Origin of the sequence: Tsukamurella sp. NPDC003166, assembly GCF_040611135.1 — a bacterium.
GTDB lineage: Bacteria > Actinomycetota > Actinomycetes > Mycobacteriales > Mycobacteriaceae > Tsukamurella.
The window spans coordinates 39237-60863 of record NZ_JBEXNL010000009.1 but is presented as its reverse complement, the minus strand read 5'-3'; the positions used below and the strand labels follow the sequence as shown (position 1 = coordinate 60863).

At 69.6% G+C, this 21627-nt stretch carries 17 protein-coding genes; 10 read left to right on the top strand and 7 right to left on the bottom strand.

What is annotated here, in order from left to right:
- Window positions 1–38 precede the first annotated feature (38 nt).
- Window positions 39–1382: an aromatic acid/H+ symport family MFS transporter gene (locus ABZX10_RS12340; RefSeq protein WP_355539517.1), complete on the bottom strand. Its 1344-nt coding sequence runs from the start codon at window positions 1380–1382 to the stop codon at window positions 39–41.
- Between the two features lie 164 nt (window positions 1383–1546).
- Here ABZX10_RS12340 and ABZX10_RS12335 point away from each other — a divergent pair, with 164 nt between their 5' ends.
- Both ABZX10_RS12335 and ABZX10_RS12330 read left to right on the top strand, forming a co-directional pair.
- Window positions 1547–2953 (top strand): MmgE/PrpD family protein, encoded by a 1407-nt coding sequence (locus tag ABZX10_RS12335; RefSeq protein ID WP_355539514.1) that lies wholly within the window; start codon window positions 1547–1549, stop codon window positions 2951–2953.
- Between the two features lie 3 nt (window positions 2954–2956).
- A complete protein-coding gene (locus ABZX10_RS12330) occupies window positions 2957–3679 on the top strand; it encodes an SDR family NAD(P)-dependent oxidoreductase (protein WP_355539511.1) in 723 nt (240 codons plus the stop codon).
- Window positions 3680–3726: 47 nt separating this feature from the next.
- Here the strand turns inward: ABZX10_RS12330 and ABZX10_RS12325 are convergent, their stop codons facing one another.
- The 6 genes from ABZX10_RS12325 to ABZX10_RS12300 form a co-directional block, all read right to left on the bottom strand.
- Window positions 3727–4254 (bottom strand): cupin domain-containing protein, encoded by a 528-nt coding sequence (locus ABZX10_RS12325; RefSeq protein ID WP_355539508.1) that lies wholly within the window; start codon window positions 4252–4254, stop codon window positions 3727–3729.
- Window positions 4255–4372: 118 nt separating this feature from the next.
- Window positions 4373–5845: an aldehyde dehydrogenase family protein gene (locus ABZX10_RS12320; protein ID WP_355539505.1), complete on the bottom strand. Its 1473-nt coding sequence runs from the start codon at window positions 5843–5845 to the stop codon at window positions 4373–4375.
- 16 nt (window positions 5846–5861) lie between these two features.
- Window positions 5862–6878: an alcohol dehydrogenase catalytic domain-containing protein gene (locus ABZX10_RS12315; protein WP_355539502.1), complete on the bottom strand. Its 1017-nt coding sequence runs from the start codon at window positions 6876–6878 to the stop codon at window positions 5862–5864.
- A gap of 1 nt (window position 6879) precedes the next feature.
- On the bottom strand, window positions 6880–8838 hold the full coding sequence (locus tag ABZX10_RS12310; protein ID WP_355539499.1) for a hydantoinase B/oxoprolinase family protein: 1959 nt from the start codon (window positions 8836–8838) through the stop codon (window positions 6880–6882).
- A 4-nt stretch (window positions 8839–8842) separates the two neighbouring features.
- Complete coding sequence (locus ABZX10_RS12305; RefSeq protein ID WP_355539496.1) at window positions 8843–10879, bottom strand: hydantoinase/oxoprolinase family protein; 2037 nt, start codon at window positions 10877–10879, stop codon at window positions 8843–8845.
- Between the two features lie 38 nt (window positions 10880–10917).
- Window positions 10918–11121, bottom strand: coding sequence for a hypothetical protein (locus ABZX10_RS12300; RefSeq protein ID WP_355539493.1), 204 nt, complete (start codon window positions 11119–11121; stop codon window positions 10918–10920).
- Between the two features lie 197 nt (window positions 11122–11318).
- Here ABZX10_RS12300 and ABZX10_RS12295 point away from each other — a divergent pair, with 197 nt between their 5' ends.
- The 8 genes from ABZX10_RS12295 to ABZX10_RS12260 all read left to right on the top strand — a co-directional run bounded on the left by ABZX10_RS12295 (window position 11319) and on the right by ABZX10_RS12260 (window position 21592).
- Window positions 11319–12302, top strand: a complete 984-nt coding sequence (locus ABZX10_RS12295) for an AraC family transcriptional regulator (RefSeq protein ID WP_355539490.1) — start codon at window positions 11319–11321, stop codon at window positions 12300–12302.
- 90 nt (window positions 12303–12392) lie between these two features.
- Complete coding sequence (locus ABZX10_RS12290; protein ID WP_355539487.1) at window positions 12393–13553, top strand: low temperature requirement protein A; 1161 nt, start codon at window positions 12393–12395, stop codon at window positions 13551–13553.
- Between the two features lie 245 nt (window positions 13554–13798).
- Window positions 13799–15220, top strand: a complete 1422-nt coding sequence (locus ABZX10_RS12285) for an MmgE/PrpD family protein (protein WP_355539484.1) — start codon at window positions 13799–13801, stop codon at window positions 15218–15220.
- A 76-nt stretch (window positions 15221–15296) separates the two neighbouring features.
- On the top strand, window positions 15297–16361 hold the full coding sequence (locus tag ABZX10_RS12280) for a LuxR C-terminal-related transcriptional regulator (protein WP_355539481.1): 1065 nt from the start codon (window positions 15297–15299) through the stop codon (window positions 16359–16361).
- Between the two features lie 110 nt (window positions 16362–16471).
- Complete coding sequence (locus ABZX10_RS12275) at window positions 16472–18559, top strand: hydantoinase/oxoprolinase family protein (RefSeq protein WP_355539478.1); 2088 nt, start codon at window positions 16472–16474, stop codon at window positions 18557–18559.
- On the top strand, window positions 18556–20484 hold the full coding sequence (locus ABZX10_RS12270; RefSeq protein WP_355539475.1) for a hydantoinase B/oxoprolinase family protein: 1929 nt from the start codon (window positions 18556–18558) through the stop codon (window positions 20482–20484). Before ABZX10_RS12275 ends, ABZX10_RS12270 begins: the two co-directional genes overlap by 4 nt.
- A gap of 13 nt (window positions 20485–20497) precedes the next feature.
- On the top strand, window positions 20498–20758 hold the full coding sequence (locus ABZX10_RS12265; RefSeq protein ID WP_355539472.1) for a hypothetical protein: 261 nt from the start codon (window positions 20498–20500) through the stop codon (window positions 20756–20758).
- A 3-nt stretch (window positions 20759–20761) separates the two neighbouring features.
- A complete protein-coding gene (locus ABZX10_RS12260; protein WP_355539469.1) occupies window positions 20762–21592 on the top strand; it encodes an SDR family oxidoreductase in 831 nt (276 codons plus the stop codon).
- Window positions 21593–21627: the final 35 nt, after the last annotated feature.

The following is a 21627-nucleotide window of genomic DNA, read 5'->3' as shown; positions in this document are numbered from 1 at the left end:
GGTTATCCGGACACCCCCTTCGTCGTCGTGCGCGAATACTACGCGGCGGCCTTCTCCGCGACGGGCGCCGCGGCCCGACTCGCCTTCTCCGCCGGGGACTTGGGGATCAGCAGGGTCACCACCACGAGAACGAGCGTGGGAATCGCGAAGCTCGCGAAGCTCCATCCGGTGCCGAGATCGGCGTTCAAGACCCACGCGCCCAGCATCGGCCCGAGGATCGAGCCGAACCGGCCGAGGCCGATGGCGACGCCCAGGGCGGTGCCGCGCAGCGCGACCGGGTAGAACGCGCCGATGAAGCCGTAGGTCATCACGTTCGCGCCGACGGTGCCGATGCCTGCGATTCCGATCGTCAGCATCAGGAGGCCGGCCGGGAGGTTGAAGCTCATCACGACCAGTGCGAGGAAGCCGAGGAAGTACGCGGGCGCGATCACCCGGCGCGGGGTGAAGCGATCCGCGAGCGCGGACCACCCGACCAGGCCGATGAGCGTGCCGACCTGCATCACCAGCATGAACTGCAGCGCCGAGCCCAGCGAGTACCCCGCGCTGCGCATGATCTCGGGCAGCCACGTGTTCAGCCCGTAGATCACGATGTTGATCAGCATGCTGGCGACGATGAACATGACGGTCGCCAGCCAGTACCGCTGGGAGAAGACCGCCCGGTACCCGCCCGCGGATTCGGCGCCCTGCGCGAGGTCGCGCTGCGCCTGCAGCTCGCTCACGATCGCGTCGAGGTCGACGGCGTAGCGCTGCGAGACCACGCGAGCCTCGTCCATCCGGTTCTTCGAGACCAGCCAGCTGACCGACTCGGGGAGGTGGAACCACATCAGCGGCACGATCAGGAGGAAGGCGCCCGCCGCGTAGTACATCGGACGCCAGCCGTGCGCGGGAATGACCTGCAGCGCGAGGAGGGAGCAGATCACCGTGCCGACCGCGTACCCCGACATGGTGAGGCCGTTGTACAGCTGCCGGCGGTCGCGCGGGGCGAACTCCATGGCGAGCATCAGTGCGAGCGGGAGCACGCCGCCGAGGCCGATGCCCGCGAGGAAACGGCCCACGCCCATGAACAGCGGAGAGGTGGCGAAGCCGCAGGCCACCGAGGCGAGCGAGAACCATGTGACGCCGATCAGCATGAGCCGACGGCGGCCGACCAGGTCGGCGAGGCGGCCGACGGTCAGGAAGCCGACCATCAGGCCGACCAGGGTCCAGCTGCCGATGGCACCCGCGGTGGTCTTCGAGAGCTCCCACCCCGGTTCCTTGAGCAGGCTGGGCACGGTGGCGCCGTAGACGATGAGGTCGTAGCCGTCGGCGACGATCGCCAACAGGCACAACCCCACTACCCAGAGGCCGTTGCGCGGCGCGCCCGAAGTGTTCGAATCGGTCATGTCGTACTCCTGGAGTCGTCCCCGGACAGACGAGCCGGGGGAGGGGAATCCCACTGGAGCGGAGTTGACCGTCGAGCGAGATGGATCATATATTACATATGAAAGTGGTGCGGGTCACGATTCCGAGGCCGGCTGCACCGTCGCACTATCGAAAGGACGGGTGAATGCCGGACGCACGCACCTTCCCCGAACCCATGCCCGCACTGGTGCGGATGATCCTCGACACGCGGTACGAGGACCTGCCGGAATCCGTTCTGCGGCACGCCAGGTACACCCTGCTCGACGGCATGGGCGTGATGATCGGCGGCTCCGGGATGGACGGTATCCCGGAGATCGTGGAGCTCGTGCAGGAGAAGGGCGGCGCCCCGCAGACGCCGCTGCCCTTCTACGGCGGCGCCTACCCGGCGTCGGAGGTGGCACTCGCGCTCGGCCCCATGCCGCGGGCCATGGACTGCGGCGACTTGCACGAGGAGGCCGGGCACGTGAGCGAGTACATCGTGTCCAGCCTGCTCGCCGCCACCGGCCTGCGCGATACCCCGGTGACCGGCGAGGAGTTCCTGGCGGCCACCGTCGTCGGGCAGGAGGTGCTGATCCGGCTGGGCTCCGCGTACAAGGTGATCAGCACCGCGATCCCGAACGGGGACTGCGGCGGGCACTACATCTTCGGCGCCGTCGCGTCCATCGGGCGGCTCCTAGGCCTGACGCACGAGCAGCTCGAGAACGCGATGGGCATCGCGCGCACCATGACCCAGCCACACACGATGGGCATCTACGCGCCCGCGACGCTCATGGTGCGAGTGCACCACGGACTCGTCTCGCAGGCCGCGATCACCTGTGTTCAGCTGGCGCTCAAGGGGATCACCGGACCGCGGGAGCAGGTGCTGACCGGCCCCAAGGGCTTCTTCTCCAGCGTCCGCTGGGACATCGACCCGTCGGGCGTGGTCGAGGGCCTCGGCACGCAGTGGGTGATGGAGAACATCACCACCAAGGGCTACAGCGCCTGCTACTTCTCGCACAGCTCCATCGACGGCATCATCGACCAGATGACGAAGGGCGACTTCGGGCCGGAGGACATCGCGACGATCCACATCGCCGTCTCGCCGTCCGGGTGGGACGCCGTGTGCGAGCCCGTCGAGAAGAAGTGGGCCCCGGTGACGGTGCCCGAGCTGCAGTTCAGCCTGCCGTTCGCCGTCGCGAGCGCGGCGTACGACCGCACCGTCTTCCTGCAGACCTACGAGCCCGCGGCGTCGAGCCGGCCCGAGGTGCGCGAGCTGATGACCCGCATCTCGTCCGAGCGGGATCCGCGGGTTTCCGACTGGGGTTGCCGCATGACGACGACTCTGCGGGATGGCCGCGAGTTCACCGATGAGTACGTGTATGTCAAGGGACACCCGAAGAACCCGTTCGACGAGGCGGACTTCGTGGCCAAGTTCCGCCAGTGCGTGCCGTACTCGATCCTTCCTCTGGGCGAGGAGACCATCGACGCGATGATCGCGGACGTGCTCGCACTCGAGAAGTCTTCCGATGTCGTCGAGACGCTCCTGCGTCCGCTGCTGCCCGTGGAGGCCTGAAGCATGAGCGACTTCGAGGGCCGGGTGGCCGTGATCACGGGCGGTGCCGGCGGCATGGGGTCGGAGGTCGCGGCACGCCTCGCGGCCGAAGGGGCCCGCGCGTATGCCGTCGACCTGCGGGCCGACGACGCCGACGGAGTGAGCGGCGTCGCGTGCGACATCACCGACCCCGGCGCTGTGCGGGCGGCGGGGGAGCGGATCCTGCAGGACGCGGGCCGGGTCGACTTCCTGGTCAATGCGGCGGGGATCGTCAGCACCACGCGCCCGGTCGAGACCATCGGGGACGACGAGTGGTCCCGGATGCTCGGCGTCAATCTCGACGGCGCCTTCTACTGGACGCGCGCGGTGATGCCCACGATGAAGGAGCAGGGCTTCGGCAAGATCGTCAACGTCTCGTCCCGCGCGGGGCGCACGCTCGGCAACTTCGCCGGCGCGCACTACGCGGCGTCGAAGGCCGCGATCCTCGGGCTCACCCGGCAGGTAGCGCTCGAGGCCGCGCCGCACGGCGTGTACGTCAACGCGATCGCGCCCGGCCTCGTGCGCACGCCGATGCTCAGCGGCTCCGTCGCAGACGAGCGCGTGGAGGAGTTCCGCCTCGCGACGCCGCTGCGGAAGGTGGGAACACCGTCGGACATCGCCGATCTCGTCCTGTTCCTGCTGTCCTCGAAGTCCGACTTCATCACCGGCGCTACCGTCGACATCAACGGCGGCGATCTCATCCTGTAGCCGGGTCGGGGCCCGCGTGACCGGGCCCCGACCAACTGTCGGGCGTTCTACCGGGCGGCACCGACCATGAGCGCGACCATGAGGACCGGTTCGTCGGTGCGGTTGCGCCAGGCGTGCACCGTGCCGCGCTGCACCAGGCTGTCGCCGGGGCCGAGCTCGACCTCCTCGGCCTCGAGGACGGCCGTGAGCCGGCCGCGGACGACGGTGACCACGTCGACCGATTCGGTGGCGTGCCCGCCGACCATGCCGGAGGCGGCACCGGCGACGGCACCGTCGCCGTAGGTGTCGGCCAACGCCCGTGCGTACGCGGCGGCGTCCATGTCGTCGTTGGGGGCGACCCAGCACAGCCGGTAGACGAGGCCTCCGAGGTCGGGGCCGGCGACGCCGCCGACGAGCCCGTCACCGTCGAGCAGACGGGGCGGAACGGCCGGCATCCGCCAGACGTCCATCACTTGGGAGCCGTCGGGCCGGGGCGCGACCGCATCGCAGGGCCCGTCGTGGGCGACGACGGACCGCCCCTCGCCGTCGGTTCCGGTGACCACGCGGCGCACGATCGGGTGTAGGGCTTCAGGCATGACGATCTCCTCGGTCTATTAAATATAATATAGCGAGCAGGTTCGCGGTCCGGGCGGGAATCCGACAGGGGGCGCGATCCGCGTGCGGATCGCGCCCCTTCCGGTCGGTCTGTAGGACTCAGCCCAGGTTCATGTACACGGCCTTGGGGTAGAGGTAGCTCTCCACGTGTTCCTTCGCGCCCTTCCAGCCGTAGCCGCTCATCTTGGTGCCGCCGAAGCCGATCGCGGGATCGAGCACGCCGTAGCAGTTCACCCACACCGTGCCGGCGTCGATCGCCTGCGAAACCTTGTGCGCCGTACCGAGGTTCTCGGTCCACAGCCCGCCCGCCAGCCCGTACGGGGTGGCGTTGGCGAGGGTGATCGCCTCCTCCATCGTGTCGAACGGGATGACGGTGGCCACGGGGCCGAAGATCTCCTCCTGGGCGATGGTCATCTCGTTGTGCGCGCCCGCGAAGACCGTCGGCTCCACGTAGAAGCCGTTCGCGTAGTCACCGCCGAGGCGGCCGCCGCCCGCGACGAGTTCGGCCTCGCCGGAACCGATCTCGATGTACTTCTGCACCCGCTCGAGCTGCCGCAGCGAGATCAGCGGGCCCAGCTGTGTCGCGGGGTCGAGGCCGTCGCCCACGCGGACCGACGTGGTGAACTCGCCGATCCGCGCGACGAACTCGTCGTGGATCGGGCGCTGCACGAAGATCCGGGTGCCGGCGACGCAGACCTGGCCGCTGTTGGTGAAGACGCCCATCGCGGCGCCGGGCACGGCCTTGTCCAGGTCGGCGTCGGCGAAGACGATGTCGGGGGACTTGCCGCCCAGCTCCATCTGCAGCCGCTTGAGGTTGCCGGCCGAGGCGCGGACGATCGTCTGCGCGGTGCCGACCGAGCCGGTGAAGGCGATCCGGTCGACGCCGTGGTGCTCGGCGAGCGCGCTGCCCGCGTCGCGCCCGTAGCCGGTGACCACATTGATGACGCCGTCGGGGACGCCGGCCTCCTGCAGGAGCTCGCTGACGCGCAGAACGGAGAGCGAGGCGTCCTCCGCCGGCTTGAGCACCGCCGTACAGCCGGTGGCCAGCGCGGGGCCGAAGATCCACCACAGGCCGATCAGCGGCCCGTTCCACGGGATGATGCCGCCCACCACGCCGACGGGGCGCTGGTACTTCAGCGTGAGGAAGTCGCCCGGCAGCGAGTTCGGCTGCGCGGCCACGCCGGCGGCACCGGTCTGCGAGGCGTAGAACTGCAGCACCTGCGAGGTCCACTCCTTCAGGCCGGTGGTGCGGCTCAGTGGCGCGCCCATGTCGAGCGTCTCGATGAGCGCGAGCTCGTCGAAGTTCTCGAGGATCACGTCGTGGACGCGCAGAATCAGCTTGCGCCGCTCGTGCGGCGTCCACGTGGACCATGCGCCCTCGAACGCGGCGCGGGCCGCGCGGACGGCGGCGTCCACGTCCTCGGCGCCGCCGGCCGCGATCGTGCCGAGGGATTCGCCGTTGGCGGGGTTGATCACGTCGATGGTCTCGCCCGAGGCGGCGGGAACCCACTTGCCGCCGATCAGGTTCCCCTGTTTCCGCCCGATGAAGGCGGGTGTCTCTACCGTTGTCATGTCCTGCTCCGAGTATCTAGTCGAATTCGAAGACGCCCTTGCCGGCGTCCTGCTTGTCGAACCACTGGTATGCCTCCGCGGCCTGGTCGATACGCCAGGTGTGCGAGTACAATTCGTCGACGGGGAGGTCGTGCGCGACGATGAAATCGGCGCACCGCGCCTGCTCGATCGACGACATGGTCCACGAGGTCATCAGGGTCCACTGTTTCTTGTAGACCGCCTGGGTGGTGAACGCCACCTCGCCCGGGAGTCCGGTGAAGACGACGCGGCCGAAGGTGCCGAGGACGGACAGCGCGTCGTCCGTGGCGCGGCCCGAGGTCTCCATCACCACGTCGGCGAGGCGGCCGCCCGTGTACTCGGAGACGATCGCCACCAGGTCCTGGCTGCGCGAGTTCACGACCACGTCGGCGCCGAAGGTGCTGGACTGCGCCAGCCGGCGATCGTCGACATCGACGGCGATCACCTTCGCGCCCATCGCGGCCGCGAACATGGTCGCGGACAGTCCGACCGGCCCCTGACCGATCACCACCGTGACGGTGTCCTCCACCCCGCCGAGGCGCTTGATCGCACCCCACGCGGTGCCCGTGCCGCAGCCGATCGCGGCGCCCGCCTTGAAGGACAGTGCGTCGGGCATCGGCAGCAGCGATGTGACGGGGACCAGCGCGTACGGCGCGTGGCCGCCGTTGACGTGGATGGACATGGTCTTCCCCGGCGCTGTCTCGCACATCTGGGGCCAGCCCGCGCGACAGCGGCGGCACGTGCCGCAGCCGAAGTAGTGGTGGATCATGACGCGATCGCCGGGCTTCGCCTGCGCCGGCAGCACGCCCTCGCCGACCGCGTACACCTCGCCGCACGGCTCGTGGCCCTGCACCACGGCATGGTCGAACTCGAAATTGCCGTGGTAGAAGTGCAGGTCGGAGCCGCACATGCCGGAGGCCCGGATCTTCACGACCACCTCGCCGTGGCCCGGCCGCGGCTCGGCGAACTCCTTCAGTTCGACGGTGCCGTCGCCGGGGAATGTGATGCCCTGCATGTCAGTTCGTCTCCTTCTTCCGGTCGGCGCGGAGCGCCGCGGTCGCGGTGTCATCGAGCCGGAGGCCCTCGGGATCACGCTGCGGATCGCCGACGACGACCACGCCGTACTGGCGTGCCGCGGCCTCGATGCTCACGTACTCGTTGCGCACGTCGCGGAGCACCGCCTGCGGGTCGCGCGCGAACGGGTCGCCCCAGCCGCCGCCGCCGTTGGTCAGGCAGCGCAGCACCGTGTTCGGCGCCGTCCGCCACACCTGCTCGCTCGCGAAGAAGTGGTAGCTGCCCGATTCCGGGTCCAGCCATTTGGACTCCGGGTCGAGCACGCCGGCCACCGGCACGCTGTCGCGGTACGCGTCCGGAGCGGTCGGGACCATCCGGTGTGCGGCACCGTCGGACTGCGGGAAGAGCCACATGGCGCCGTTCGGACCCGCCTCACCGCCGTTCGCGCCCACGCCGCTCGGCTCCTTCGTGCGGAACGGTGAGAGGTACTGCTCGGCGGCGGTGAGCCACAGCGTGTCCTTGAGATTCGCGGCGCCGCCGCGGAAGGCGCCGGCCCCGCCCGTGTCGATCGCGTGCTCCTTGCGCAGCAGCACGACGGGCGAGTCGTGCTCGATCGTCTCCGTCGCCGGGTCCAGGTTGTTGAGGGTGAACAGCACGGTGTAGCTGTCGCCGTCGCCCGCCGCGGTCGCGCCCCAGGGGCCGTGCTCGCCGCCGCACTGGGTGGCGCTGGTCCAGAACCGGCCGTCGTCGGTGAGGCCGGAGGCGTTGTGCGTGTTGGTCGATCCGTAGTCGCCGCCCACGCCGCGCCGGCCGAGGACCGGGTTGAGCGCGTCGAAGATCGCCGAGACGACGGGCCCCGAGGCCTCCCAGAACATCATGATGCCGCCGTCGGGCGGCAGGGAGGAGACGATCGACCCGGGCGCGGTGACGAGGTCGACGTTGCGCCAGGTGCCGGAGGTGAACGGGATCGACGGGTCGAGCAGCATCGTCAGCGCCACCCCGACGGAGGTCTTGGTGTCGAGGACGCCGCAGTTGATGACGGTGCGGGCCTGCGCGGCGGTGCCGGACAGGTCGACCTCGATGTCGTTGCCGCGCTTGCGCAGGAGCACCTGTACGCGGTACTCGAGGCTGTCGTCGAGGCCGTCGGCGTCGATCAGGGCCGAGCCCGTGTAGTCACCGTCGGGGACCTGCGCGATGGCGTCGGACATCCGCTCGGCCGAGCTGTCGCACGCGTAAGTCAGTGTGCCGAGGAAGGATTCGATCCCGTACCGCTCGATGTTCGCGCGCACCAACGATTCCCCGAGCTTGAGCTGCTCGAAGATGGACTTGAAGTCCGGCAACAGCATCCCGCCCCAGCGGGTGTTGTCGAAGATCAGGCTGAAGGTCCCGCGCACCGGCTCGTCGCCGGACCACAGCAGCATCGGCGGGATCACGAGACCGTTCTCGAAGACATTGCGCTTGGTGGCCGAGAAGCCGCCGGGCACGGTGCCGCCCATGTCCAGCTGGTGCGCGCACATGTTCACGAAGGCGACGATCCGGCCCTCGTGGAAGACGGGACGGATGAAGGCCACGTCGTTGACGTGCCGGCCGCCGCGGTACGGGTCGTTGCAGATCAGCACGTCGCCGGGCTTGAGATTCTCCGGGCCGTACTCGGCGACGGTGTTGCGCACCGCGTCGCCCATGGTGCCGAGGAAGACCATCAGGCTGTTCGAGACGACGGCCATCGGATAGTCCTGCTCGGGCGGGCCGCTGATGGTGCAGGCGAAGTCGTACCAGTCGCGGATGATGGGGGAGAAGGCCTCCCGCATGAAGCCGGTCGACATGTGCTCGACGACGTAGTCGAGCCGGTTCTTGAGCACGGAGGCGGTGAACCGGTCGCTGCCGTACGCGGCCGCGAAGGCCTCGTCGGAGAGGTCGCGGATGCGGGTGACCGCATCGCTGGAGCGTTCGGTGGTGGTCATGGTGTCAGTTCCTCCGGATCACGATCTGGCCGTACTCGCCGACGGTCGCCGTCTGGCCCGCGCCGATGTGGGTGGTGGACAGGCCCTCGTTGACGATGGCCGGCCCGGGGATCACGTCGCCGAAGCGCAGGGACTCGCGGTCGTACACCTGCGCGGTCTGCGCGCCGTCGCCACCGTCGGAGATGTCGCCGAGGTAGCGCAGCGTGCGCGTGCCCGTCGGGGTCAGGGGTTCGGTGCCGCGCGGCGGCAGCTTCGGGTACTCGATCTTGTCGGTGGCCAGTACGGCACGCACCCGGAAGGTGACGCCCTCGACCGGCATCATCTCGAACCGGTTTCCCGAGCGGGCCTGGTAGGTGTCGTGGAACGAGGTCACCATGGCCGCGACCGCGTCGGCGTCGACGGTGCCGTCGGGCACCGGGACGAACGGGGTCTCCCAGCTCTGGCCCACGAGGTGCGCGTCCATGCTGCGGTGCAGCACGGCATCGGCGTCGCCGATCTGCTCGCGCAGCTCGCGCTCCATGTCGGTGAAGATTGCGTCGATCTTCTCGGCGTTCGCGCCGTCGAGCATGAGGTAGGCGCTGCGGTTGACGGTGAACACCTGATCGGCCGACAGCAGGCCCAGCGCCGAGAACAGGCCGGGGCTCGGCGGGATGATCGCCTCTTTGCACTGGACCGCGTCCAGGACGGCCGGCAGCAGCATCGGTCCGGCGGCGCCGAACGCGACCAGGCTGTAGTCGCGCGGGTCCACGCCGTTCTTGATGGCCACGTTGAACAGGCCCTCGGCCATGTTGTGCACGGCCATCTCGTAGGCGTATCGCACCCGCTGGGGCAGCGTGAACGCGGTGTCGAGGCCCTCGAAGGCGCGCTGGGACAGGGCCCGGTCGATCGCCACCTCGCCGCCGGCGAAGCCGTCGGGGTCGAGGATGCCGATCATCAGGCAGGTGTCGGTGGTGGTGGGGAGGATGCCGCCGCGGTCGAAGCAGGCGGGGCCGGGCTCGGCGCGGGCACTGTCCGGGCCCACCTGGATCTCGCCGTCGGCGCCGATGTGCACGATGCTGCCGCCGCCGGCGCCGATCGAGCTGATGTCGTTGGCCAGGGCGTTGACGACGAGATCGTGCTCGAGCTCGAAGCTGGTGTTGACGAAGGGCTCGCCCGCGGTCACGACGCTGATGTCGCACGAGGTGCCGCCCACGTCCGCGCACAGCAGGTCGTTCTCGCCGATCAGCTTGCCGAAGTGCGCGCAGGCGACCGTGCCCGCGGCCGGGCCGGAGAAGACGATGCGGAAGGGCTTCGCCATCGCGTGCTCCGCCGGGACCAGGGTGGCCGCGCAGTCCGCGAAGTTCAGGGAGCCGGTGAAGCCGAGCTCGTTCAGGCCCGAGCCGAGGCGGGCCGTGTAGTCCGAGTAGATGATCTTCATCAGGGTGTCGATCACCGTGGTGGAGGCGCGGGCGTACTCCTTCGCCAACGGCGAGACCTCGCTGGAGATGGAGACCGGGACGTCGCCGAGGATCTCGAGTACCAGCTCGCGCAGCCGCTCCTCGTGGGCGCGGTTGACGTAGGCGTTGATCAGGCAGATGGACACGCCCTCGACGCCGCAGCGGCCGAGGACCTCGATCTGCTCGCGGGCCTGCGCCTCGTCGAGCTCGAACAGCACCTCCCCGTTCGCGAGCATGCGCTCCGCGATGCCGCGGCGCAGGTACCGGTCGACCAGCGGCTGGGCCGCGTCGCCGAAGCTTCGACGCCAGTTCGGGTCGAGGATCGCGTCCTGCGGGCGCCACACGCGGCCCATGTCCAGGATGTCGCGGTGTCCCTCGGTGGCGAGGAAGCCGACCTTCGGCAGCTTGCGGGTGATCACGGCGTTGAGGCCGTGCGTGCTGGCGTGGTTGAACACGGCCGAGCCGTCCACGCCGAGTCTCTCGGCCCCGCGCAGGACGGGTGCGGCCACGTCGGTGTACTCGGTGGACACCTTGGTGGTGAGGATCTTGCCGTCGCGCCACCCGACGACATCGGTGAAGGTTCCGCCTACGTCTACGGCGATCATTTCGTTCTCTACTTTCGGTGGTTCGGTGCGGGGTCTGCTCAGACCAGGTCGACGAGGAGCGTGATCGGGCCGAGGCGGTTCGCCGGCGTCCGCGACAGCGAGTGCAGGCAGTTCTGGCACTTGACGACGCGGACCCAGCCCTCCTCGCCGACGACCTCGTACTCGGCGAGCGCGCTCTGTGCGCAGCGCGGGCACGTGCCCGCGACCGGCGTCCGTTCCGCCGACGGTGCGGTGGTGTCCATGGGTTGCTCCCAACCTGTTCGGGGATTCTCTCTTCGGTGGAGTGCCGCCACGGTACGAGGGAGTGATCCGCGCCACAATCCGCGATGCGAAGGCTGTCCGGAACGCGAAATCGGGATTCGCATCGAGGGGAGGGTGCGGGGTGCAGTCATATATGATGTTTGCAACATGTGACGGCCGTCACGGATCGGAGGCATCGATGCACGCTCTCGCCGAGGTCGACGGATCCGTGCACCGCTCGTTCACGACCACCGACCCCGATGCGGCGCACGGCTACGTGGAGCGGACCTTCGCGCAGCACGAGATGACCGTCTCCGGGGCGGACGCCGTGCGGTTCCGCCTCGACAGTGCCGTCACGCCGGACGTCACCGTCGGGCGGATGGCCTACGGCACGCGGGCGCGGATCGTGGGCCCGGCGATGCGCGACTGCTACCACGTGAACCTGCTGGTCTCGGGTCGCTGCACCGTCGAACAGGCCGGGCGCCGCGCGGAGTTCTCCGCCGAGCGGAACCAGTCGGGCGTCGTCTTCGGGCCGGACGAGCCCGTGTACATCGACTGGAGCGCGGACTGCGCGCAGTACCACCTGAAGCTGTCGCGGCGGACGCTGGAGGAGCACGCCGCCCGGCTCGCCGGCCAGACGTCCGTCTCACCGATCGCCTTCGATCTGACCTTCCCGCTGGACAACCCAGCCGGGCAGTCGTTGTGCTCGGCGGTGGCCTTCTACTACAGCCAGCTCTCCCGCGACGGTGGGCTGGTCACGATGCGGGCGGTGCAGCGCGAACTGGAGTCTGCGCTGATGACGCAGGTGCTGCTCGTGGCCCGCAGCGACCTGACCGCGGCGCTCACCCGGTCGGGCGGCGAGGCGTCCGACCATCGCATCCGCGAGCTCATGGAGTACGTGCGCACTCATGCTCAGGAGGACCTGTCGGTGGCGCGGCTGTCACAATTGGCGGGGGTCACGGCGCGCACCCTGCAGTCGGGGTTCCGCCGCGAGGCGGGACTCACGCCGAGCGAGTTCGTGCGGAACGTCCGGCTCGACGGTGCCCGCGACGACCTCCGGGCCGGTAGGGGCGAGTCCGTCAGCGACGTGGCGAATCGGTGGCACTTCCACCACCTCGGCCGGTTCGCGCAGCAGTACCGGGCGAGGTTCGGCGAGGCCCCGTCGAGGACCCTGCCGCGCTGAGGAATCCGCGGTCCCGGCCGGCGACGTCGTAGACTCCCACGACGAGGACCCGAGCCGCACGGCCGGCGCCGCCGACCTCGAAGGGGAGAGATGACCGAGGAGTCCCGATTCCGGCTCGTGCCGATGAAGCCGCGCGACCCCGGCGAGAGCGGCCGGGCCGCATCGACGCTGGAGTTGTTCTTCGATCTCGTCTTCGTCGTGGCGGTCAGCATCGCCGCCGTGCAGCTGCATCATGCGCTCACCGAAGGGTACGTCGGTTCGGGGGTCGTCAATTACGCCATCGTGTTCTTCGGGATCTGGTGGGCCTGGATGAACTTCACCTGGTTCGCGACCTCCTTCGACACCGACGACTGGCTCTACCGCGTGCTGACGATCGTGCAGATGGGCGGCGTGCTCGTCCTCGCCTCCGGCATCAAGCCGGCCTTCGAGGATCACGACTTCTCCGTGTTGATCATCGCGTACGTCGTGATGCGCCTCGCGCTGGTCGCGCAGTGGCTGCGGGCGTCGCGCTCAGCGGGGCCCACCAGGCGCGCCACATTGACGTACGCGGTGGGAATCACTGCGGTGCAGGTGCTCTGGCTCGCCGCCCTGCTGCTCCCGGAACGTCTCTTCCCGGTCGCGCTCGTGATTCTCATCGCGGCGGAGCTGGCGGTGCCGATCGTCGCCGAGCGTCGCGGCACGACGCCCTGGCATCCGCACCACATCACCGAACGCTACGGCCTGTTCACACTGATCCTCCTGGGGGAGAGCCTTCTCGGCTCGGCGAACGCCATCATCGAGGCCCTCGACCGGGCCGAGGCGCTCGCGCCCCTGATCTCGATCGCCGCGCTCACGCTGATCGCGACCGCCGCGCTGTGGTGGATCTACTTCTGGGCCCCGCACCACAGCGCCATCGACGGACTGTCTCGGTCGTTGGCCTACGGCTACGGGCACTACTTCATCTTCGCCGCCGCCGGCGCGTTCTCCGCCGGGATCGAGGTCGAGATCGATGTCCTGACAGGGCACAGCGCGTTGCATCACCCCTGGGCGTCCCTGGCCTACACGATCCCGCTCGCGGTGTTCATCCTCGGGATCTGGGCGCTGGCGATCCGGCCGCACGGCGACCGGATCGTCAACGCCGTGGTGCCGGCGGCGGGGTTGCTGGTCCTGGTCGATCCGCTGATCCCGGTGCCCTTCGCCCTCACCACCGTCATCCTGGTTGCGACAGTGGCGGTCCTGGTGTGGCGGCGGCCGGTGTCCATCGGGGACTGATCGTCAGGCTGCGGCGGCTTCTCAGGACCTCGTCGCCGGCGTCCGGTGGGACGCGACGACACCGGACCCGGCGGGGGCGCGACGTGGAGTGAACACGGTGTTCATGGTGCGACTCCCCCGAGAGTCGGACGAACGTGGGACCGAGGGGGGATGTGCGTGGCGGCGAACGGCGACCACACTCGATGAACGCAGAGGCGCGGCGGTGCGCGCCGGCATCTCAGTGGCAAGGAAGTGACCGGACCATCATGACGACGATCATCGAGCGATTGGCGGAGTTCGCGCACGACGCGGATCTGACGGAGGCTCCCGCCGTCGTGAGCTCGGAGGCCAAGCGGATCCTCCTCGACAGCATCGGCTGCGCGCTCGCGTCGACCGGCGACGACGCGGCGGGGCGGGCCGTGTCGTACGCCGAATACCTGGGCGGGACTTCGGGGCCGGCGACGGTGCTGGGCACGGGCGTGGCGACGAGTGTGCCCGCGGCGGCGTTCGCGAACGCGGAGCTGATCAACGCTCTGGACCAGGATGCGGTACTCCCACCCGGGCACGTCGCGCCGTACGTCGTGCCGGGCGCCCTCGCGACGGCGGAGGCGCAGCGCGTGCCGGGTCGGGTGCTGCTCACGGCGATCGCGGTCGCCCACGAGATGTCCTTCCGGATCGGCCAGGCCACCGACTACCTGCGAGACATCACCGACGGCGTCGTCACGATACCCAAGGTGATCGGCTACAGCAGCACGTTGTTCGGCGCGGCGGCCGCGGTCGGCGTGGTCAAGGGCCTCGACGAGGACGGGCTCGCGACCGCGCTCGGAATCATGGGCGCGACGATGCCCACGAACACGCAGCGGGCGTGGATGATGCACGCCCCGTCGACCACGATCAAATACCAGCTGGCGGGCGGGATGGCTCTGACCGCGGTGACCGCCGCCAACCTGGCGGAGCTGGGGCACACCGGCGACGTCCAGATGCTCGACGACCGCGAGTTCGGGTTCCCCCGATTCATCGGCACCCAGCGGTGGGAGCCGGCCCCGATCACCGACGAGTTGGGCGTGACCTGGAGGTTCCCGCAGTTCCAGGCCTTCAAGCCGTATCCCCATTGTCGGGTGATGCACGGACTGTTCGACGCCCTGCGCGAGATCGTCGCCGACAACGGTCTTCGCCCCGACGAGATCGAGTCGATCGACGCCTGGGGTGAGAGCTTCGTGCAGCAGCCGGTGTGGGTGAACGAGGACATCCGCAATCCACGTGACGCGCAGTTCAGCATGACTCACGGCCTCGCGATGGCGGCGCACGACCTCGCTCCGGGGCGCGACTGGCAGACCGACGCGGCAGTGCACGATCCGTCGGTCCTGTCCCTGATGCGGCGCTCCCACTTCCACACCCACCCCGACTTCGCGGCCGCCCTGGCGGCGGATCCGTCGGCCCGCACGACGAAGCTGGAGATCCGTGCCCGCGGAAGGGTGTTCGAGGGCGCACGGCAGTACCCGAAGGGCGTACCGTCGGCCGACCCGGAGACCTACATGACCGACGAGCAGTTGACGGCGAAGTTCCGGCACAACGCCGACGGGGTAATCTCCGACGCTGCCGCGGAGGAGCTCGCCGCAGCGGTGTTCGACCTCGAGAACGTCGGTGACGTCGCCACGATCCTGGCGCTCGCGCGGCCCCGGGATTGACCGGCGATCGTACCCGCCCGGTGGTCGTCGCGAGTATCCTCGGATCGACGGGCACCGAGTGAGGTGATGACACCCGATGGTCAGGTCCATCGACGCAGCGGCACAGGACGGAGTCGCGTTCTCCGAGTTGCTGGACGACGTGTGCGCCTTGCTCGATCGCGACGTCCGATCACTCGTCCTCGGGCGCGGCGGGTCGAAGGACAGGGTGGACACGCTCTGGGACCTCGTCGCCTCCGAGATGCGATCGAACGTTCCCGATGCACGCCGTGCGGAACTACTCTCGCTGCTCGACCGGATCCGCGAGACGGGTGAGGCCTACGCACAGCAGCGGGCGGCCGAGGGCTCCGCGCTCCTCGGGCGCCTCGCGTCCGCGATGTCCTCGGTGGCAGGGGCCGACTCGGTGGAGGCGCTGTTCGCAGTGGTCCCGGAGGCGGCGTGCAGGCTGGGCTTCGACCGCGCCCTCGTCTCGACGGTCGACGGGACGTGGCGGTTGCACACGATGCACGTCGTTCGCGACCCGGGGTGGGCCGAGGAGATCGTGGCGGTCGGGCAGGAGGCCTCTCCGGTGCTGGACCGGACGATCGTGGAGAACGACACCGTCGTCGATGCTCGCGCGACGCTCGTACACGACGTGCAGGACAATCCGCGGGTCAATCGCGCCCTCGCCGAGATCACGCGCTCCGCGTCGTACGGGATCGCACCGCTCCTCGTGGATGGCGACGTCGTGGGGCTCCTGCACGGCGACTACTACCACCAGCGCCGGGTGCTCACGGACGACGATGCGCATCTGCTGACCGCGTTCGCCGCCGGGGTGAGCCAGAACCTCGCCCGGCTGGCGGTTCTCGACGGCCTCGCAGATCTCCGGGAGCGGTTCGACGCGGTGTCGTCGTGGAGCCCGTCACCCCGGCGGGCGGCGCCCGCTCCGCGCGTGATCAAGGATGATCCGGTGCTCACCCGTCGCGAGGTGCAGATCATGGAGATGGTCGCCGCAGGGGACGCCAACGCCAGGATCGCCCGCCGGCTCGTGATCTCCGAGGCGACGGTGAAATCCCACATGACCCACATCCTCCGCAAGCTGGGTGCGGCCAATCGCGCTGAGGCGGTGTCGATGTGGTTGCGCGCGTCCGCTCGGGGAGCGTGATCCCGCCGTCCGGCCGAAGGTCGTACGAAGCTACGACTCAGGGGTGATGCCGCGCCGCCGCGCCGCGACGAAAGTGATCTGCGACACAAACCCTCAGCGAGGAGACGCAGATGACACAGGTCGTGGGACCGCCTCACGAATGGATCGTCGGGGTGGACGTGGGCGGCACGTTCACCGACATCATCGGACTCAACCGGTCCACCGGCGAGGTCCGGGACGGCAAGGTGCTGTCGACGAAGGAACAGGAAGTCGGCGTCCTCGCCGCGCTCGACGCGATCGACATCGCGGTGCCGCACGTCGCCGAGATCGTGCACGGGCACACCGTGGGGATCAACGCCCTGCTCAGTCGTACCGGCGAGCGCACCGGACTGATCGCTACCGGCGGCCACCGCGACCTGCTCGACATCGGGCGGATGCACCGCGAGTTCGGCGAGCGGTTCTACGACCCGACGTGGGTTCGACCACACCAGGAGCGCCCGATCGTGGGTCGCGGGGCCCGGTTCGGCGTCCCCGAGCGGATGGGGCCCGACGGTGCCGCGATCCTCGCCCTCGACGAGGACGCGGTCAGGGACGCTGCCCGCGAGCTGGCCGCGCAGGGCGCGAAGTCGGTCGCCGTCTGCCTGCTGAATTCGTACGCCAACGGCGAGCACGAGAAGCGCGCCGCGGAGATCGTGGCCGAGGAACTGCCGGACGTCTACATCCAGACGTCCGAGCTGTACCCGGTGACACGCGAGCACGAGCGGACCGCGACAGTGGCCCTCGACGCCTATGTCGGCCCGTCGGTGGTCGGGTACCTCAACCGCCTGAACGCGCGGCTCGCCGAGCAGGGTTTCGGCGGCACGCTGTGGATCATGATGATGAACGGCGGCGTCGCGACCTTCGCCGACGCGGCGAAAGCGCCGGTCTTCCAGTTGGTCTCGGGACCCGTCGGTGGCGTGAGCGGCAGCATCAAGCTCGCCGCCGAGAGCGGCAACCCCAACCTCCTGACCATCGACGTCGGCGGCACCAGCACCGACGTCGCTGCGATCCGGGGCGCGAGCACGCCACTCACCGACAGCTGGACGTTGGAGACCGGCCTCACCCTCACCATGCCGCTCGTGGACGTCGAGTCCATCGGGTCCGGCGCCGGAAGCCTCATCCGCCCGAACACGCTCGGCACTGTGGCCGTAGGTCCGGCGTCGGCCGGCTCCGACCCCGGCCCCGTCTGCTATCTGCGCGGCGGCGTGGAACCCACCCTCACCGATGCGTGTGCCGCGCTGGGGATACTGCAGCCCGACCTCTTCGCCAACGGAGCCATCACGCTCGACGTGGAAGCCGCTCGGGCGGCGCTGCGGAATACCGGCGAGCAATGGAACATGTCCGATTCCGAGCTGGCCTCCGCCGCGTACGAGATCGCCTGCCAGGACATCGCGGCCAAGGTGCGGACCATCTCCGTCTATCGCGGGTTCAACGTGCGCGAGTTCGCGCTGCAGCCGTCGGGCTCCGCCGGCCCGATGCTCGCCGATCGAGTGGGCCAGATCCTCGGGCTCGACCGGGTGATCGTCCCCCAGAGCCCGGGCCAGTTCTCGGCCCTCGGGCTCCTGCGCAGCGACCTCATGGTGACCCGTGCCCGGTCGATCATGACCGGCCTCCGGCCGGACCAGGCGGGCGTGATCGAGGATGCCTTCGTGGCCCTGCAGGACCGGATCCGCACGGAGCTGTCCGACCAGGGCGTCGACGTCTCGGAGATCCGGTTCGAGCGCGCGGTCTTCGCGATGTACGCCGGCCAGACGTGGGACAACCGGATCGCGGTGGACGGCGGACCGATCACGGCGGAGGACGTGCCGGCGCTGGTGGAACGGTTCCACGAGTTCTATCGCGAGTCCTATGGATTCGCCGCGGACGAGATCCCCGTCGTGGTGTCCACGGTGGAGGTGACGGCGGTGATCGCGCGGCAGCAGAACGCCATCGGCACCGAGCAGGAAGCGGGGGATCCGTTCCTGCGGACCGCGTCGGTCCTGGTGCCCGGCACCGGCGCACCGGCCGACGTCCCGCTCTACGTGCGCGAGCGGATGACGCCGAACCAGCCGGTGACCGGTCCTGCACTGGTCACCGAGAAATTCGCCACCACCCTCGTCCTGCCGGGCCGCCATGCGTACATCGACGACGGCCTGAACCTGATCATCGAGTCCCTGCCCGCGGAGGAGCACCAGTCATGACCCTGACCACAGACAATGCCGGTCCCGCCGGCTCCGCCACTGATGTCGAACTCGACATCCTCCGCTACGGCCTCATCGAGGTCGCGCGGGAGATGCTCGATTCCCTGATGCGGAGCGCGTTCTCGCCCATCTGCCGGGACATCCTCGACTGCACCGTCGTCATCCACATGCGCACCGACGAGGGGTGGGAGGTCGCCGCGCTGTGGGAGGGCTGCATGCAGCACGCCTTCGTCGCTCCGCACATCGCCAACTTCGTGATGGACGAGTGGGACGTCGATTCGATGCAGCCCGGCGACGTCGTCTTCACCAACGACCCGTGGCGCGGCTCGCTGCACCAGGCCGACGTCAATCTGTTCCGGCCGGTCTTCGTGAACGGTCGCGTCGAGTTCCTCCTGCAGTCGACCTCGCATCTCGTGGACCTCGGCGGCCCGATCCCCGGCGGGTTCTCGAACGGCGCGACGACGCACTTCGAGGAGCAGCTGAAGCTGCCGCCCACGCTGCTGTACGCGAACGACGTCGCAGTGCGCCCGACGTTCAACTTCCTGCTCGAGAACAACCGCGTGCCGCACATGGTGCTCGGTGACCTGCGCGCGCTCCACGGTTGCCTGGTGGTCGGGGAGCGCCAGCTGCAGGAGCTGATCAGCCGCGGCGGGCTCGAGCAGGTCCGCGCTGCGGGCCGGTACGCCATCGACGCCACGGAGGCGAGCATGCGGCGCGGCATCGCCGCCATCCCCGACGGGGACTACACCGCCGAGGACTTCCTCGACGAGGACGGAGTGACCGACGAGGAGATCCCCGTCCACGTGACGGTCAAGGTGCGCGGCGATTCGATGGAGATCGACTTCTCGGGGACCGGTCGTCAGCCGCTGGGCAACTGCGGCACCGCCTGGTGCGAGGCCAGCCGGTGCATCGAGGCGGTGAAGCTGATGGTCGACCCGTCGACCCCGGTCAACAGCGGTACGTTGCGCCCCATCGACGTCCTGTTGCCCGCGGGCAGCGTCGTGCAGGTGCTGCCGCCGTCGAGCTGCTCGAGCCACGCGGACATCGGGCCCCGCGGCATCAACGTGGTGACCCAGGCACTGAGCAAGGCCACGGATGAATCCTTCGCCCCGGACACGGGCACCGCGCTCTACGTCGGCTTCAGCGGCATCGACACCCGGCCAGGCCACGAGGGCGTGCCCTGGGGTGCGTACGCGCTCGGCGGCGGAGGCTGGGGCGGCACGTGGAAGGAGGACGGTGTCTCGTTCTGCGTGACGCCGATCGGTAACTGTCGCACCTCGGTCCTCGAGCACGTCGAGATCGAGAGCCCGCTCGTCGTGGTGCAACAGGAGATGGTGATCGACAGCGCCGGCGCGGGCGAGTTCCGCGGCGGGCTCGGATCCGTCTACTCGGTGTACGCGCAGTCGGACACGCTGATCACGGTGGTGGCCGACCGTCTCAAGCGCGGCGCGCCCGGCGCGAAGGGCGGGGGCGCGGGGATGCCCGCCTACGGCTGGTACATCAAGGACTTCGACCTCCAGCGGCACGGCGACACCCTGGACCTGCGGGGCGCGGAGCCCCTGTTCGGAGTGTTCGACGAGGAGGGCCGGCCGGACCCCGTGGGCGGCGAGTTCGGACGCGGCGCGATGTACCGGACCGGCAAGTTCTCCAACCACCTCGTCAAGGCCGGCGACGGCCTCCGATTCGTCATCGGCGGCGGCGGCGGGTGGGGCGATCCCCTCGTCCGCGACACCGCGCGGGTCCTGGCGGACGTGGAGTCCGCGCTCATCACCCCTGAGCACGCGGAGAAGGCCTACGGCGTCGTCATCGCCGACGGTGCCGTCGACGCGGCGGCGACCGCGGACCTGCGGGGTCGGCTCGCCGCCGAGCGCGACGCCGGCACGTGGCAGGTGCCGATCGCCATCCCCCACACCTGGAAGCTCTGAGAGGAAAGACATCATGGCAGTCGATCGACTCCTGTTCCCCCGCCCGGAGACGGCGCGCGTGTACGTCGAGCGCACCCCCGTCGAGGGCACGTGCCCGGCCTGCGGCAAGGCCGCCCTCGCGCGCTACCCGGTGGCCAACTACCTCGGTCCCCGCATGGTGGTCAAGTGCCAGGAGTGCTTCCACCACGTGTCGGTGACCCGTCCCGAACCCGAGGACAACTGGCCGGCGTGGCGAGCCCCCGCGAGGGACTGGCCCGCGTCGCGGGTGGGCTGACCCATGGCGGATCTGTTGACCGGCAAAGTAGCCGTGATCACCGGTGCGGCCAGTGGCATGGGCCGCTCCGCGGCAGAGGTGTTCGTGGCCAACGGCGCGCGCGTGGTGCTCGCCGACGTCCAGGACGGGGCGGGGGTGGCGCTCGCAGAGCGCCTCGGCGCGGCCGCTCGGTTCGTGCACACCGACGTGACCGCCGAGGCTGACCTCGAGCGCGCCGTCGGCGCAGCGCGTGAGCAGTTCGGACGACTCGACGTCATGTTCAGCAACGCGGGAGCCGCCGTCGATCTCGCTCCCGTCGCGGAGCTGACGGCCGAGGGGCTCGACCGGACTCTGCGCTTGAACCTGCACGCGCACGTGACGGCGCACAGGCTGGCGGCCGCGGCGTTCCGTGAGCAGCGCGTGCCGGGCTCGATCATCAGCACCGCGAGCATCGCCGCGCTGCAGGCCGGCTGGAACGGCGCCGCGTACTCCATGGCCAAGGCCGCCGTGCTGGCCCTGGTGCGTCAGACCGCCCTGGAGGCCGCGGGAACCGGTATCCGCTGCAACGCCATCCTGCCGGGCGCGGTACTCACGTCGATCATCACGAACATGTTCGGGATCCCCGCCGCCGACGAGGAGCAGTTCCTGACCGGGGTCGGGGAGGCGATCGCCGACCAGACTCTGATCGGCCGCGCCGGAGTGGCGGAGGACATCGCGAACACCGCGCTGTTCCTGGCCAGCGACCTGTCCACGTGGATCACCGGCACATCGATCACGGTGGACGGCGGCGCCACCGCGTACACCAAGGACGCGACTGTCGCGGCGATCACCGAGATCGCTTCGGCCTACCACTGAGAAGTGCCCGGACCGGGCGGGAAGAAGGATGATGA